Source organism: Streptomyces sp. BE303 (genome assembly GCF_036290945.1).
In the GTDB taxonomy this organism is placed as follows: domain Bacteria; phylum Actinomycetota; class Actinomycetes; order Streptomycetales; family Streptomycetaceae; genus Kitasatospora.
In genome coordinates this window covers 144,496-157,915 of record NZ_JAQYWZ010000880.1, presented here as the reverse complement: position 1 = coordinate 157,915, position 13,420 = coordinate 144,496, and the positions used below count along the sequence as shown (strand labels likewise).

14 protein-coding genes are annotated in these 13,420 nt (G+C 73.1%); 8 read left to right on the top strand and 6 right to left on the bottom strand.

The features are described from left to right. Positions 1 to 54: 54 nt before the first annotated feature. Positions 55 to 492, bottom strand: a complete 438-nt coding sequence (locus PUR56_RS31985) for an ATP-binding protein (RefSeq protein WP_329879018.1) — start codon at positions 490 to 492, stop codon at positions 55 to 57. A 174-nt stretch (positions 493 to 666) separates the two neighbouring features. On the opposite strand from PUR56_RS31985, the gene PUR56_RS31980 reads away from it, so the two are divergent. Continuing rightward, positions 667 to 2,025 (top strand): hypothetical protein, encoded by a 1,359-nt coding sequence (locus PUR56_RS31980; protein WP_329951515.1) that lies wholly within the window; start codon positions 667 to 669, stop codon positions 2,023 to 2,025. 146 nt (positions 2,026 to 2,171) lie between these two features. Then, positions 2,172 to 2,954 (top strand): SMI1/KNR4 family protein, encoded by a 783-nt coding sequence (locus PUR56_RS31975; RefSeq protein ID WP_329951514.1) that lies wholly within the window; start codon positions 2,172 to 2,174, stop codon positions 2,952 to 2,954. 39 nt (positions 2,955 to 2,993) lie between these two features. Here PUR56_RS31975 and PUR56_RS31970 read toward each other — a convergent pair whose 3' ends face one another. After that, on the bottom strand, positions 2,994 to 3,401 hold the full coding sequence (locus tag PUR56_RS31970; RefSeq protein ID WP_329951513.1) for a VOC family protein: 408 nt from the start codon (positions 3,399 to 3,401) through the stop codon (positions 2,994 to 2,996). Between the two features lie 203 nt (positions 3,402 to 3,604). Here PUR56_RS31970 and PUR56_RS31965 point away from each other — a divergent pair, with 203 nt between their 5' ends. Together PUR56_RS31965 and PUR56_RS31960 are read left to right on the top strand one after the other, a co-directional pair. Then, a complete protein-coding gene (locus PUR56_RS31965) occupies positions 3,605 to 4,186 on the top strand; it encodes an NADAR family protein (RefSeq protein WP_329951512.1) in 582 nt (193 codons plus the stop codon). A gap of 201 nt (positions 4,187 to 4,387) precedes the next feature. Beyond that, positions 4,388 to 5,809: a hypothetical protein gene (locus tag PUR56_RS31960; RefSeq protein WP_329951511.1), complete on the top strand. Its 1,422-nt coding sequence runs from the start codon at positions 4,388 to 4,390 to the stop codon at positions 5,807 to 5,809. Between the two features lie 153 nt (positions 5,810 to 5,962). Here the strand turns inward: PUR56_RS31960 and PUR56_RS31955 are convergent, their stop codons facing one another. Further along, the gene (locus tag PUR56_RS31955; RefSeq protein ID WP_329879024.1) at positions 5,963 to 7,345 is read right to left on the bottom strand and encodes a glycine--tRNA ligase; all 1,383 of its coding nucleotides are present in this window, start codon (positions 7,343 to 7,345) and stop codon (positions 5,963 to 5,965) included. Between the two features lie 191 nt (positions 7,346 to 7,536). Here PUR56_RS31955 and PUR56_RS31950 point away from each other — a divergent pair, with 191 nt between their 5' ends. Genes PUR56_RS31950 through PUR56_RS31935 form a run of 4 tightly spaced genes read left to right on the top strand, consistent with a single transcriptional unit; the run spans position 7,537 to position 10,647 of the window. Further along, entirely contained in the window at positions 7,537 to 8,499 is a 963-nt protein-coding gene (locus tag PUR56_RS31950; protein WP_329951510.1) for a metal ABC transporter substrate-binding protein, read from the top strand. Between the two features lie 17 nt (positions 8,500 to 8,516). Further along, positions 8,517 to 9,284: a metal ABC transporter ATP-binding protein gene (locus PUR56_RS31945; RefSeq protein WP_329879026.1), complete on the top strand. Its 768-nt coding sequence runs from the start codon at positions 8,517 to 8,519 to the stop codon at positions 9,282 to 9,284. After that, positions 9,281 to 10,201: a metal ABC transporter permease gene (locus PUR56_RS31940; RefSeq protein ID WP_329951509.1), complete on the top strand. Its 921-nt coding sequence runs from the start codon at positions 9,281 to 9,283 to the stop codon at positions 10,199 to 10,201. The genes PUR56_RS31945 and PUR56_RS31940 overlap by 4 nt, the downstream gene beginning before the upstream one ends. 35 nt (positions 10,202 to 10,236) lie before the next feature. Next, positions 10,237 to 10,647: a Fur family transcriptional regulator gene (locus PUR56_RS31935; RefSeq protein WP_327676752.1), complete on the top strand. Its 411-nt coding sequence runs from the start codon at positions 10,237 to 10,239 to the stop codon at positions 10,645 to 10,647. Positions 10,648 to 10,745: 98 nt separating this feature from the next. Here the strand turns inward: PUR56_RS31935 and PUR56_RS31930 are convergent, their stop codons facing one another. The 3 genes from PUR56_RS31930 to PUR56_RS31920 form a co-directional block, all read right to left on the bottom strand. Then, positions 10,746 to 11,615 carry an isoprenyl transferase gene (locus PUR56_RS31930; protein ID WP_329885197.1) on the bottom strand — a complete coding sequence of 290 codons (870 nt, stop codon included), beginning with the start codon at positions 11,613 to 11,615 and terminating at the stop codon, positions 10,746 to 10,748. 4 nt (positions 11,616 to 11,619) lie between these two features. After that, complete coding sequence (gene recO, locus PUR56_RS31925) at positions 11,620 to 12,366, bottom strand: DNA repair protein RecO (RefSeq protein ID WP_329951508.1); 747 nt, start codon at positions 12,364 to 12,366, stop codon at positions 11,620 to 11,622. A 318-nt stretch (positions 12,367 to 12,684) separates the two neighbouring features. Then, positions 12,685 to 13,368, bottom strand: coding sequence for a TerB family tellurite resistance protein (locus PUR56_RS31920; protein ID WP_329885202.1), 684 nt, complete (start codon positions 13,366 to 13,368; stop codon positions 12,685 to 12,687). Positions 13,369 to 13,420: the final 52 nt, after the last annotated feature.

Below are 13,420 nucleotides of genomic sequence, written 5' to 3'. Positions count from 1 at the left end.
TCTCGGGCTCGGCGGAGGCACCGGCTCGCGGGAAGGCCCGGAGGGGCGGGGCCGTCAGGCCGGTTGGGCGGCGAGGGTGCGGGGAGCCGGTGCGGGGGCCGGACCGGGGAGCGGGAGGTCGGGGGCGTAGGTGAACCAGACGACCTTGCCGGTGCCTGCGGGCTCCCAGCCCCACGCCGCCGCCAGGGCCTCCACCAGGAGGAGGCCGCGTCCGTCGGTGGCGTCCTGGTCGGGCTCGGGGGCCGGGGCGGGCCGGCGGAGGGTCGGGCAGGTGTCGGCGACCTCGATGCGGAGGAGGGCGGAGGACCACCGGACGGTGAGGGTGCAGCGACCGCCCGCGTGCTCGACGGCGTTGGCGATGAGCTCGCCCGCGCACAGTTCGACGTCCGCCAGGGCGTCGTCCGACAGCGGCAGGTCCCAGGCGCGGGCGGTGTCCGCGACATGGCGGCGCGCCGCCGGGACCGCGGCAGGGTCCGGCGGGACGTCCCTCACGCAAGGCGTACCGCTTGTGATCACTGTTGCTCTCCGTCTCTGCGAAGTCCCTTGCGATTCCGACCGCTCCGCCACCCGTGAGGCTGACATCCATTCAACGCGGGTACACAGGACGGGAGAACCGGCGATGCTGGTCGGAGCGTTGAACCGGTTGAACGAAGGACGGGGATCGCGATGGCGAGACGACCGCGCACACCCAACACCGGACTGGCCGCTCTCCTCCTCCAGGCCCGCTGGGGCAACGACCAGCTCGCCCGGGCGGTGAACCGGGTCGGCGGGGAACAGGGGCTCGGCCTCACCTACGACAAGTCGTCCGTCTCGCACTGGCTCTCCGGCGCGCGCCCGCGTGCGGAGGTGCGCGAGGTGGTCCGGGAGGCGTTCGCGCGCCGGCTCGGGCGCCCCGTGACCCCGGAGGAGACCGGGTTCGGCGATCCGGTCCAGCAGGGCGGCGGCGCGCCGGGCGGCAGCACGCTGTCCGATCTGATGTCGATCGGCAAGGCCGACGTGGACCCGTCCCGCCGAGGAGTGCTCTCCGCAGGGCTCTACTCCGTCGCGCTCGCCCTGCCGGGGTTCGACGACCCGGACGCCGCCGACCGGGTCACCCGTACCGGCGCCGGGCGCACCGTCCGGATCGGGCCGGGCGAGGTGGAGACCGTACGGGCGATGACGGGCCGGATCGCCGGCATCCTCGACGAGCTGGGCGCCGCCCACGCCCGGCCGATGGCCGCGGCGTTCCTGGTCAACTCGGTCGGGCCGTGGCTCCGGGCGTCCGGCAGCGAGCAGGTGAAGGCCGACCTGCTGGCGGCAGCGGCCGACCTCACCTACCTGACCGGGTGGATGGCCATGTACGAGACGGCGCACGGGCTGGGGCAGCAGTACTACGTCCAGGCGCTCAGGCTCGCCCGCGAGGCCCGGGACCACGTCACCTACTGCCGCACGCTGCGCGGCATGGCCCTGCAGGCGTCGAACCTCGGCTACGGTCCCAGGGCGCTGGAACTCGCCGACTCCGCCGCCGAGGCCGCCCCTGCGGCAGGGCCGCGCCTGCGTGCCTTCCTCGCCGGCCAGCAGGCGCACGGCGCGGCCATGGTGAAGGACCGGCGCCAGGCGTTCGCGCGGCTGGCCGAGACCGAGGCCGCGCTCGCCAGGGCGGACGGCCGCAACGACGCGGTCGGCGGCTACGACCAGGCCGCCTACCACTTCCACGTCGCGCACGTCCTGTACGAACTCGGCGACCTCGCCGGGTCCGTGCAGGAACTTCAGATCTCCAACCGGGTCCGTCCGGCCAACGAGAAGCAGGGCCGGGTGCACGCCAACGGGCTGCTCGCCCGGCGGCAGACGGAGCTGGGCCACGTCGAGGCGGCGTGCGCGACGTGGCACGCGTTCCTGGACGACTACGTCACCCTCAGTTCCGTCCGCGGCGACGAGCACTTCCGGGCGCTCGGCACGTCGTTGGCCGCCCGCGCAGGCAGCCCCGGGGTGGTCCGCCGGCTTCGGCAGCGCACCGACGAGGTGGCCCGCCAGAAGACCGCGTAGCGGCCCCGCCCCACCCGGCCGGCGACCGGCGACCGGCGACCGGCGACCGCCACCGGGGCTCAAGGCCCGGGGCTCAAGGCCCGGTGCTCAAGACCCGGGGATCGGGGCAGGGTCCGGTGACGCACCCTCCTGGCAGACTCGGCGCCATGCGACGCGCCCTGCGACCGGACCTGACCCTGCTGCGCGAACTCGTCGAGGACTCACCGGAACTCGGACGGAGGCCGACCCGCCCCGCGCCGGAACAATGGCTCCGCGACGCCGAGGCACGGATCGGGACGGCACTGCCGCCGTCCTACCGGTGGTGGCTGGCCGAGTACGGCCGGGGGCGGACGCTCGGGGCGGACATCGCGACGGTCGTCCCGCCCGAATGCGCCGAGGACGTCCACGAGGCCGTCAGCGCGCCCTGGCGGCGGTCCGCCGACCGGCTCCGCTTCGCCGGCGAGCCCGACGGCGGCAACGAGTACCACTTCGCCCTCGACCGGACGGGAGAGGCCGGGGCGGGCGAGTTCCCGGTGGTCCGCCGGGACGGCCTCGACGGCGAGGAGTACCCGGAGGCGGAGTCCTTCGCGGGCTTCCTGGCCGTCCACGAGGCGCGATCGCGCGGACTCGGCGACGGCCCCAACCCCACGATCGCCCGGCTGTGGCGGTCGACCCCCGGCGTACTGCTCGACAGCGGCGTGCTCGTGTACGGGCCGCACGGCATCCGGGAGCGCAACGAGACGTTCGAGGTGTCCCGCTACGCGCCCGAGTGGGTGCTGATCGGCGACGACAGCGGCGGCACCGGACTGTTCATGCGCCGGCACGGCCGCGACCGCACCCGCGTGTACCGCCTCGGTCTGGGCGCGATCGACGAGAACGTCGAGACGGAGGGCGAGCTCGTGACGGACGACCTGCTCACCTGGCTGGAGGAGGCCGGTGCCGCCGGCTGAGCCGGCGGCACCGGCCTCCCGACGACCCGGCCCCGGGAGCTACTCGCCGAGTTCGGTGAAGAGGGTCAGCTGGAGGGCGCCGGGGGCCTCCAGGCGGGAGTTGAGGGAGTTCCAGGGGGTACGGACGGGCTCGGCGATCACCTCGGCGCCGGCGGCGACGAGCGTGGCGGTGGTGGCCGTCGCGTCGTCCACCTGGAACGCGACCCGGAGGTGGCCCGCCACCCGCCGCCCGACCTCGACGTCGTCGATGTAGTCGGCGTGCCCCGGGTCGGCGATCTCCAGGGTGGCGCGGCCGGCTTCGAGGATGGTGACCCGGCCGTCCGGGGAGGAGAAGGCGCCGCGCTCGGGCAGGCCCAGCACGTCGCGGTAGAAGTGGAGCGCCTGTTCGTAGTCGGCCGCCGTGACCACCAGGCGGAGTTCACGGACGGCGGGGGCTTCCTCGGACATGCCTGCTCCTTGCGATGACGTTGGGCGACGAGGTTGCGCGATCCCGGAGGTGCGGACCGCGGGCGCGGTGTGCGACGACCGCCACCGAACCGTGAACCTCCCACCCCCCGAGCCGATTCCCTCCTCGGTGACGGGGCCCGCGCGCCGCCCCGTCACCGGAAAAGCCGTGGCTGCCGAGCACCCCTTTGTGTCAGCATGACGATATGAGCAACGAACTCGTCGACGACCCTGCCGACACCCGCAACCGCGCCGACCTGACGGCCCTGGTCGCCGTCGGCGTCCAGCCCAAGTGGCTGATGTTCTGGGGCCACCGGGCGCAGCGGGACGGGTCCGTCGGACCCGGGGTGCTGAGCCAGTGGTGGCCGGAGCACCCGTTCACCGTCGACGGGGTGGAGTACGCGACCGCCGAGCACTGGATGATGGCCGGCAAGGCGCGGATGTTCGCGGACGAGGGCACGCTGGCGCGGATCCTCAGGGCTGCGAGCCCCGCCGAGGCGAAGAAGCTCGGCCGGCAGGTCAGGGGGTTCGACGACGCGGCCTGGACGGCCGGGCGGTTCGAGCTGGTGGTGCGCGGCAACGTCGCCAAGTTCACCCAGGACGAGGCGCTGCGCGGGTACCTGCTGTCGACCCGACGACGCGTCCTGGTGGAGGCCAGCCCGGTGGACCGGATCTGGGGCATCGGGCTCGCCGCCGACGACGCGCGGGCGCAGCAGCCGGCGGCCTGGCGCGGGCAGAACCTGCTGGGCTTCGCGCTGATGGAGGCCCGGGAGCGGCTGGCCGGGTGAGCACGGGCGCATCGGTGCCGAACGGCGGGGCGCAGGCCCCACCGAGGGGCGCGTGCGCGCTACGGAGTTCGCCGTTCCCACGCCCTCCGCGCTCCCGGACTCCATTCGCAAACCTCTGGACGCACTGCCGTAACGCGGTTGCCGTATACCGACGCCAGGATGGCTTGCAGTCAGGGTCTAGTTGGACAGGTTGCGGTGATCATGCATACACGGCACACAGAACAACCCCCTTTCCCGGACGCCGACGCCGGCGCCGGCGCGGACACCGACGCGCACGCGGGCGCGCGCGGCGGCACGGAGCAGGACGCGCTGGAACTCCGCACCGAGCTGGACGAGCTGCTGCGCGCCCGCCAGTACGCGGGCCAGCGCGAACGCCGGCTCGTCGAGGCCGTCCGGGCGCTGCCGGAACGGCAGCAACCGGACGGGGAACTGGCACGACAGCTGGCCCAGGCGCAGATGCTGCGCGAGGGACTCTCGGCCCGCTGCCTGGAGTTGAGCGACCAGTTGAAGATCCTGGAGGACCACCTGCGGCAACCGGCTCCGCGTCGGCGGATGCCCCGTCAGCCCACCGGGGCACGGTTCGGCGGGGGCTCGTACGACGAGGCGTCCGCCGCGTCGATGTCACCCGCACCCCCGCCGCCGCGCGCCACCGGTGCGCGGTTCGGCCGGTTCACCGCCCAGACGCAGAAAGCCAAGGGGCCGACGGACCCGACCGGACCGGCAGGACCGACCGGACCGGCAGGAGCCGTGCCGGGGGCCGCCGCAACCGCGCCCCCACCCCCGCCGCCCCCGGCCGCCGAACCGCCCCGCCGCCGCTCCCCCGGGGAACTCACCACCCTGGCCGACCGCATCATCGCCCTCCACCAGCAGGCCGCCGGCGGCCACGCCCCCCAGCAGGCCCCCCACCACCACGCGCCGCCCCGCCAGGCGGCCTCCCGGGAGGCCGCCGACCTGCTCGCCCGGGCCGCCACCCGCCTCACCCCGCCCGACACCGCCCGCCTGGCCGCCCTGCTGTCCCGTCGCGGCTCGGCCGGCGCCTCCCGCCAACTCGCCCGGAGCGCGGCCCAGGGCGCTCCGGAGCACGCTGCTGCCACCCTGGCCGAGCTGCGCGAGGCCGGGCTGGCCGAGGAGGCCACCGAGCTCTTCCACACCCTCTGGTCCTACCCGGTCACCGCGCTTCCCGCCCTACTGAACGCGCTGGAACGCGCCGGACAGCACGCCGACAGCGCCACCCTGCTCTGGGAGTGGGGCTCCGCCCCGACCGCAGAACTGGCCGCCCTGGCCGTCCACCTGCACCGGTCGGACCGCGCCGCCGACGCTCGGACGCTGCTCCGCCAGGCGGCGGGCCGGCCCACCGCCGACCTGGTCGGCCTCGTCACCGCTCTCGCTCCGCCGCTCCCCGGCCTGCTGCTGGGCGAGCTGGCGGCGCTGCGCCCGCCGGCCGAACTGGTCGGACTGGCCGCCGCGCTGCACGCGGCCGCCCACCGGCAGCTGTACGACGAGCTGTTGACCACACTTCTCGCGGACGACGCCCGCCACCGCGCCACCCTCGCCGCCCTCCGCACGGCGGGCCTGCCGACGGCCCCGACCCCGCCGCCCCGCTCCCGCTGGGGCCGCCGCTAGACCCGCCCGGGGCCCGGGGCCCGGACAGGCCCTGGGTCCGGACAGCGCCTGAGGTCGTCGGCCGCAGGCGCACGCGAAGAGCCCCCGCCCGCCCGAAGGCGAACGGGGGCTCCCCGCGACGAACGGCCGGCGACGGCCGGCATCAGTCGGACGTCAGCAGCCGATGAGCCGCGCCGCCAGGTACGACTTCACCTGGTCCAGCGAGACGCGCTCCTGCGCCATGGTGTCGCGCTCGCGCACGGTCACCGCGTTGTCCTCCAGCGTGTCGAAGTCGACGGTGACGCAGAACGGCGTGCCGATCTCGTCCTGGCGGCGGTACCGCTTGCCGATCGCGCCGGCGTCGTCGAACTCGACGTTCCACGCGGTGCGCAGGTCGGCGGCCAGGCCGCGGGCCTTCGGCGAGAGGTCGGCGTTGCGCGACAGCGGCAGCACCGCGACCTTGACCGGGGCCAGCCGCGGGTCGAGCCGCATGCCGACGCGCTTCTCCAGGACGCCCTTGGCGTTCGGCGCCTCGTCCTCGAAGTAGGCGTCGATCAGGAAGGCCAGCATGGCGCGGTTGAGGCCGGCCGCCGGCTCGATGACGAACGGGAAGTACCGCTCGCCGGACTCCTGGTCGAAGTACTTGAGGTCCTGGCCGGAGGCCTCGCTGTGCACCGTCAGGTCGTAGTCGGTGCGGTTGGCGATGCCCTCCAGCTCGGAAAACTCGGTACCGCCGAAGTTGAAGCGGTACTCGATGTCCACCGTGCGCTTGGCGTAGTGGGAGAGCTTCTCCTTCGGGTGGTCGAACAGGCGCATGTTGTCGGTGCGCAGACCGAGGTCGACGTACCAGTCCCAGCGCTGCTGGAGCCAGTACTCGTGCCACTGCTCGTCCTCGCCCGGCTTGACGAAGAACTCCATCTCCATCTGTTCGAACTCGCGGGTCCGGAAGATGAAGTTGCCGGGGGTGATCTCGTTGCGGAAGCTCTTGCCGACCTGGGCGATGCCGAACGGCGGCTTCTTGCGCGAGGTGGTCTGGACGGCCTTGAAGTTGGTGAAGATGCCCTGGGCGGTCTCCGGGCGCAGGTAGGCCAGGCCGCTCGCCTCCTCGGTGACACCGAGGTGGGTCTTCAGCATGCCCGAGAAGTCCTTGGGCGCGGTGAACTGGCCCTTGACGCCGCAGTCGGGGCAGTTGACGTCCTGGAGGCCGTTCGGCGGCGGGAAGCCGTGCTTGGCCTCGTACTTCTCCTCCAGGTGGTCGGCCCGGTGGCGCTTGTGGCAGGAGAGGCACTCGGTCAGCGGGTCGTTGAAGGTGGCGACGTGGCCGGAGGCCTCCCAGACCTCGCGGGCCAGGATCACCGACGAGTCGAGTCCGACGACGTCCTCACGGGCCTGGACCATCGCACGCCACCACTGGCGCTTGATGTTCTCCTTGAGCTCCACGCCCAGCGGCCCGTAGTCCCAGGCGGCACGCGTGCCACCGTAGATCTCGCTGCAGGGGTAGACGAAGCCACGGCGCTTGCTCAGGCTGACGATCGTCTCGATCTTGTCGGCTGCCACAGTGCTCTCTTCAGTACGGACGGCACGGTCAGGGCACGGCTGGTTGCGCGTACCCGAATACCTCAGGTTACCGGCCATATGGGTACAGGGTTCAAATCGGTATCGCCGGTACCTGCCCACCCACCGTCACCACCCGTTCACCCGTCCGAGTGATTTGACAATCATTTCCATCTAATCTGAGAATGGTTGTCATGATGATCCGACGACGTACTCGCAGTGCCATAGCCCTGACCGCCACCGCCCTCACCGCCGCCCTCGCCCTGACGGCCTGCGGCAGCACCGGCAGCGCCCAGGGCTCGGACGGCAAGCTGAACGTCGTCGCGTCCTTCTATCCCATGGAGTTCCTCGCCACCCAGATCGGCGGCGAGCACGTGAAGGTCACCGGCCTCACCGCCGCTGGCGTCGAGCCGCACGACCTGGAGCTCACCGCCAAGCAGGTCGCCAACGTCAAGAAGGCCGACGCGGTCGTCTACCTCAAGGGCCTCCAGCCCACCGTCGACAAGGCGGTCGCCGACTCCGGCGCCAAGCACAAGGTCGACGCCACCGCCGCCAGCCCGCTGGAGGACCACCACCTGGCGGAGGGCCACTCCGAGGGCGACGGCCACGACCACGACGAGGCCGCGGGCGACCCGCACATCTGGCTCGACCCGACCCGCTACGCGGCGGTCGCCAAGAGCGTCGGCGCCGAACTGGCCAAGGCCGACCCGGCCCACGCCGCCGACTACCAGAAGAACACCGACGAGCTGGTCGGCCGGCTGACCACCCTGGACCAGGAGTTCCGGGACGGCCTCAAGGACGTCAGGACCCGCACCTTCGTCACCAGCCACGCCGCCTTCGGCTACCTCGCCGAGCACTACGGCCTCACCCAGGTCGCCATCAACGGCGTGGACCCGGAGTCCGAGCCCACCCCGGCCCGCCTCGCCGACGTGCAGAAGGCCGCCAAGGAGAACGGCGTCACCACGATCTTCTTCGAGACCCTGGTCAGCCCCAAGCTCGCCGACACCGTCGCCAAGGACCTCGGCCTCAAGACCGCCGTCCTGGACCCGCTGGAGGGCGTCAAGGACCCGGCCAAGGACACCTACCTCACGGTCATGAAGCAGAACCTCACCAACCTCCAGGCCGCCCTCGGCGCGACCACCAGCGCCGCCAGCTGACGGGACGACACCACGCCATGACCTCCCCGACACCCCCGGCCGTCCGCCTCCACGACGCCGTCGCCTCGCGCGGCGGCCGGCCGGTGCTGCGCGGCGTCGACCTCACCGTCCGCCCCGGTGAGGTCGTCGCGCTGCTCGGCGCCAACGGCTCCGGCAAGTCCACCACCGTCAAGGCCGTCACCGGCGCCGTCCCGCTGGAGCGCGGCGGGCTGGAGCTGTTCGGCACCCCGTTCGCCCGGTTCCGCTCCTGGCACCGCATCGGGTACGTGCCGCAGCGCACCACGGCCGCCTCCGGTGTCCCGGCCACCGTCCGGGAGGTCGTCTCCACCGGGCGGCTGCCGCTGCACCGCCTGCTGCCGTTCCGGCGCCGGGACCGCGCCGCCGTCGACCGCGCCCTGGCCGCCGTCGGCATGCTGGACCGGGCCCGGGACGGCGTCGCCGACCTCTCCGGCGGCCAGCAGCAGCGGGTGCTGATCGCCCGCGCCCTGGCCGGCACCCCGGACCTGCTGATCATGGACGAGCCGATGGCCGGGGTGGACTCCGCCAGCCAGCAGGTACTCGCCGACACCCTGCGCACCGAGGTCGCCCGCGGCGCCGCCGTGCTGCTCGTGCTGCACGAACTCGGGCCGCTGGAGCCGCTGATCGACCGCGCGGTGGTGCTCCGCGACGGCTGCGTCGCGCACGACGGTCCGCCCGTCCCCAACACCGGCCTGCACGCCCTGCCCGGCCACGACCACGTCCACCCGCACGCCGATCTTCACCACACCCGGGGACTGCTGGCATGACCGAGATGCTCAGTTACGACTTCATGCAGCGGGCGCTGCTCGCCGCCGTCCTGGTCGGCATCACCGCGCCCGCCGTCGGCATCTACCTGGTCCAGCGGCGCCAGGCCCTGCTGGGCGACGGCATGGGGCACGTCGCGATGACCGGCGTCGGCCTCGGCTTCATCTTCAACACCAGCCCGGTCTGGATGGCCGTCCTGGTCTGCGTGCTCGGCGCCGTCACCATGGAGCTGGTCCGCTCGCGCGGCAACCAGCGCGGCGACATCGCCCTGGCGATGCTCTTCTACGGCGGCATGGCCTGCGGGAAGCTGCTGGTCTCCAAGTCCGCCCAGGCCGGGGCCGGCTCGCTGGAGAGCTACCTCTGGGGCTCCATCCTGACCGTCTCGCCCTCCGACCTGGCCACCATCGGCGCACTCGGCGCCGTCGTCATCGCCGTCACCCTCGGCCTGCGCCGCCAGCTCTTCGCGATCTGCCAGGACGAGGACTTCGCCAAGGTCACCGGCGTACCGGTGCGGTTCCTCAACCTGCTGCTCGCCGTGATGGCGGCGGTCACCGTCACGGTCGCCATGCGGGTGGTCGGCCTGCTGCTGGTCAGCGCGCTGATGGTGGTCCCGGTGGTCGCGGCCCAGCAGCTCACCCGGTCCTTCGCCGCCACCCAGGCCGGCTCGATCGCGGTCGGCGTGCTCGTCGCGCTGGCCGGCGTCACCGGCTCCTACCACCTGGACGTGCCCTCCGGCCCGGCCATCGTGCTGCTCGCCATCGCGGTGTTCGCCCTGTTCAGCGCGATCGCCGCACCCCTGGCCAGGCGCAGGCACCGGGACACCCCCGACGCGGGGCCGCAGGTCTGCGACGTCCAACTGCCCGGCCCGGACCGGTCCGACGCGACCGCTCCGACGTCGGGTGCGGGGCTGGCACAATGAGGTGCGAGACGCCCACCACCCCAGGAGGACCCACGGTGACCACCGCAGGCCCGTCGCCGCGTGCCCGCTCGACCCGGCAGCGAGCCGCCGTCTCGGCGGCCCTGGACGAGATCGAGGACTTCCGCAGCGCGCAGGAGCTCCACGACATGCTCAAGCACCGGGGTGACTCGGTCGGCCTGACCACCGTCTACCGGACCCTGCAGTCACTCGCCGACGCCGGCGAGGTCGACGTGCTGCGCACCGCCGACGGCGAGGCCGTGTACCGCCGGTGCAGCAGCGGGCACCACCACCACCTGGTCTGCCGCCAGTGCGGTGCCACCGTCGAGGTCGAGGGTCCGGCGGTGGAGCGCTGGGCCAACTCGGTCGCCGCCGAACACGGGTTCAGTGACATCGCCCACACCCTGGAGATCTTCGGCACCTGCGCGGAGTGCGCCAAGAAGGCCTGAACCGGCCGACGCGGAAGGGCCCGTGGGAACCGTCCCACGGGCCCTTCCGCACGCCCGGGAGGACCGGGCCACCACCGCCGTGGCGCAGCGCTGCGGGCTCAGCGCTGCGCCGGCAGCTCGGGCCCGGCCTCGACCTCGTTCGGCACCGCCCCGCCGAACCGGCGGTCACGCCTCGCGTACTGCTCGCAGGCCCGCCAGAGGTCCCGGCGGTCGAAGTCCGGCCAGAGCACGTCCTGGAACACGAACTCGGCGTACGCCGACTGCCAGAGCAGGAAGTTCGACGTCCGCTGCTCGCCGCTGGGGCGCAGGAAGAGGTCCACGTCCGGCATGTCCGGGTGGTACAGGTACTTGCCGAGGGTCTTCTCGTTGACCTTCTTCGGGTCCAGCTTCCCGGCCGCGACATCGGCCGCGAGAGCCGCCGCGGCGTCCGCGATCTCGGCCCGGCCGCCGTAGTTGACGCACATGTACAGCGTGACGGCGTCGTTGTCCCTGGTCTGCTCCTCGGCGACCTGGAGCTCCTGGACGACGCTCTTCCACAGCTTCGGCATCCGGCCGGCCCAGCGGACCCGCACGCCCATCGCGTCCATCTCGTCCCGTCGGCGGTGGATGACGTCCCGGTTGAAGTTCATCAGGAACTTCACCTCGTCGGGCGAGCGCTTCCAGTTCTCGGTGGAGAACGCGTACAGCGAGATGTTCTTCACGCCGAGCTCGATCGCGCCCTTGAGGACGTCCAGCACCACGGCCTCGCCGACCTTGTGGCCCTCGGTGCGCGGCAGCCCGCGCTCCTTGGCCCAGCGGCCGTTGCCGTCCATGACGATCGCGACGTGGTGGGGGACCAGCTCGGCGGGGATCTGCGGGGGCCGGGCGCCGCTGGGGTGCGGGGTCGGGGGGAGGTACTCGCCCCCGGCCTTCGGCCGGGGGGACCCCCAGCTGCTTTCGCCTCCACCGAAGAGCCGTCGCGCTGCCATGTGCTCACTTCTCCACGTATCTCATCGAGCGGATGCCCCGCTCCAGGTGCCACTGCAGGTAGGCCGCGACCAGGCCGCTGCCCTCCCGCCAGTACCTCGGCTCGCAGGCGTCGGCCGTCTGCCAGTCCCCTGACAGCAGTGCCCCGAGCAGTACCAGTGTCTCAGGGGAGGGTACGGCACATCCGGGCACCCGGCAGTCCGGACAGAGCACCCCGCCCGCCTGGAGCGAGAAGAACCGGTTGGGGCCCTCCAGGCCGCACTTGGCACAGTCGTCGAAGGTCGCGCCGTACCCGTTGACCGCCAGCGAGCGCAGCAGGAAGGCGTCCAGCACCAGGTGCGACTCGTGCAGCCCGGCGGCCAGCGTGCGCAGCCCGCCGACCAGGAGGAGGTACTGCTGGACGGCCGGCTGGCCCTCGTTCTCGGCGAACCGCTCCGCCGTCTCCAGCATGGCGGTGCCGGCGGTGTAGCGGCCGTAGTCGGTGACGATCGAGCCGCCGTACGGGGAGATCGTCTCCACCTGGGTGCAGAGCGGCAGCCCGCGGCCGATCAGGTCGCTCCCCCGGCTGAAGAACTGCACGTCCACGTGCGAGAACGGCTCCAGGCGCGCACCGAACTTGGACTTGGTCTTGCGCACCCCGCGCGCCACCGCGCGGACCTTGCCGTGGTGGCGGGTGAGCAGGGTGATGATCCGGTCGGCCTCGCCGAGCTTCTGTGCCCGGAGCACCACGCCGTCGTCCCGGAACAGGCTCATGCCACCGCCTCGCCGCGGCCGTCGAACAGTGTGGACATCCCACCATTGTCCCCCACCGGCGGGGACAGCCGTGTGCCCGCACCGGGGCCGTGGGGGGACGCCCGATCGGTGCGGGTCACGGCGGGCCCTGGAGGGGGGTAGGGCCCGGTTTGTGGGGGTCCGGGGTCGGCCGGAGTCGTTCCTCACGGCCAGGTGGTGCGGACGGAAGGGCGGGGACGGGAAGGCGCGGGCGGGAGGACACGGACCCGAGGGCGGGCCGGAGGCGGGCGAGGACGGACGGGAAGGCAGTCGGGTCCGGGTCTAGTACCAGGTACGGGTCTAGTGCGAGGTGCGGGTCGCCGCTTCCAGCAGCACCCCGACCCGCGCCTGCGGCAGGTCCAGACAGCGCCCGACGGCGGCCAGCGCGTCCCGCTCCTGCGGCCGGTAGCGGCCGTCGGCCAGCGCGATCGCCGCGCCCTGGAGCAGCAGCCGTTCACGGCCCTGGTGGGCCAGGTGCGGGGCGAGCGGTTCGAGCACGGCGTGCAGTTCCACGGCCAGGCCGCCGGAATCGTCCAACCTGTCGCCGGGGGCTCCCCCCACCTCGTGGGCCTCGTACAGCTCCCCGCCGAGGCCGGAGAGCGCGGCCAGGGCGGCCAGCACCTGGGCCTCCCCGCAGTCCTCGAAGCCGGCGTCCCGGACGGCCGCGCAGGCCGCCTCGCGGGCCGCGCGGTGCGCGGTTCCGCCGGCCGCCAGCATGACGAGCGCCACGGTGTACTGCGCGTCGCGCAGCATCCCGCCCAGACGCACGCAGGTGGGCTGCTCCAGGCTCTCCACGCCGAACCGGCCGTGGCAGCTGGTGCACTGCACGCTGCCGACCACCGGACCGAGCGGAAGCACCGGGGTCCCCAACAACCGCAGCCACCGCCGGCCGTGCTGCCGGCGGTAGTTGCGGTCGCCGCCGCAGCCCGGACAGTAGAAGTCACCGAGAACGTCAGTCCGCCACCTCGGGCGAACACCCCACATCCCTGTCACGGCGCCACTCCCCAGACATGGCAGGCGGCCTGCACAACAATGG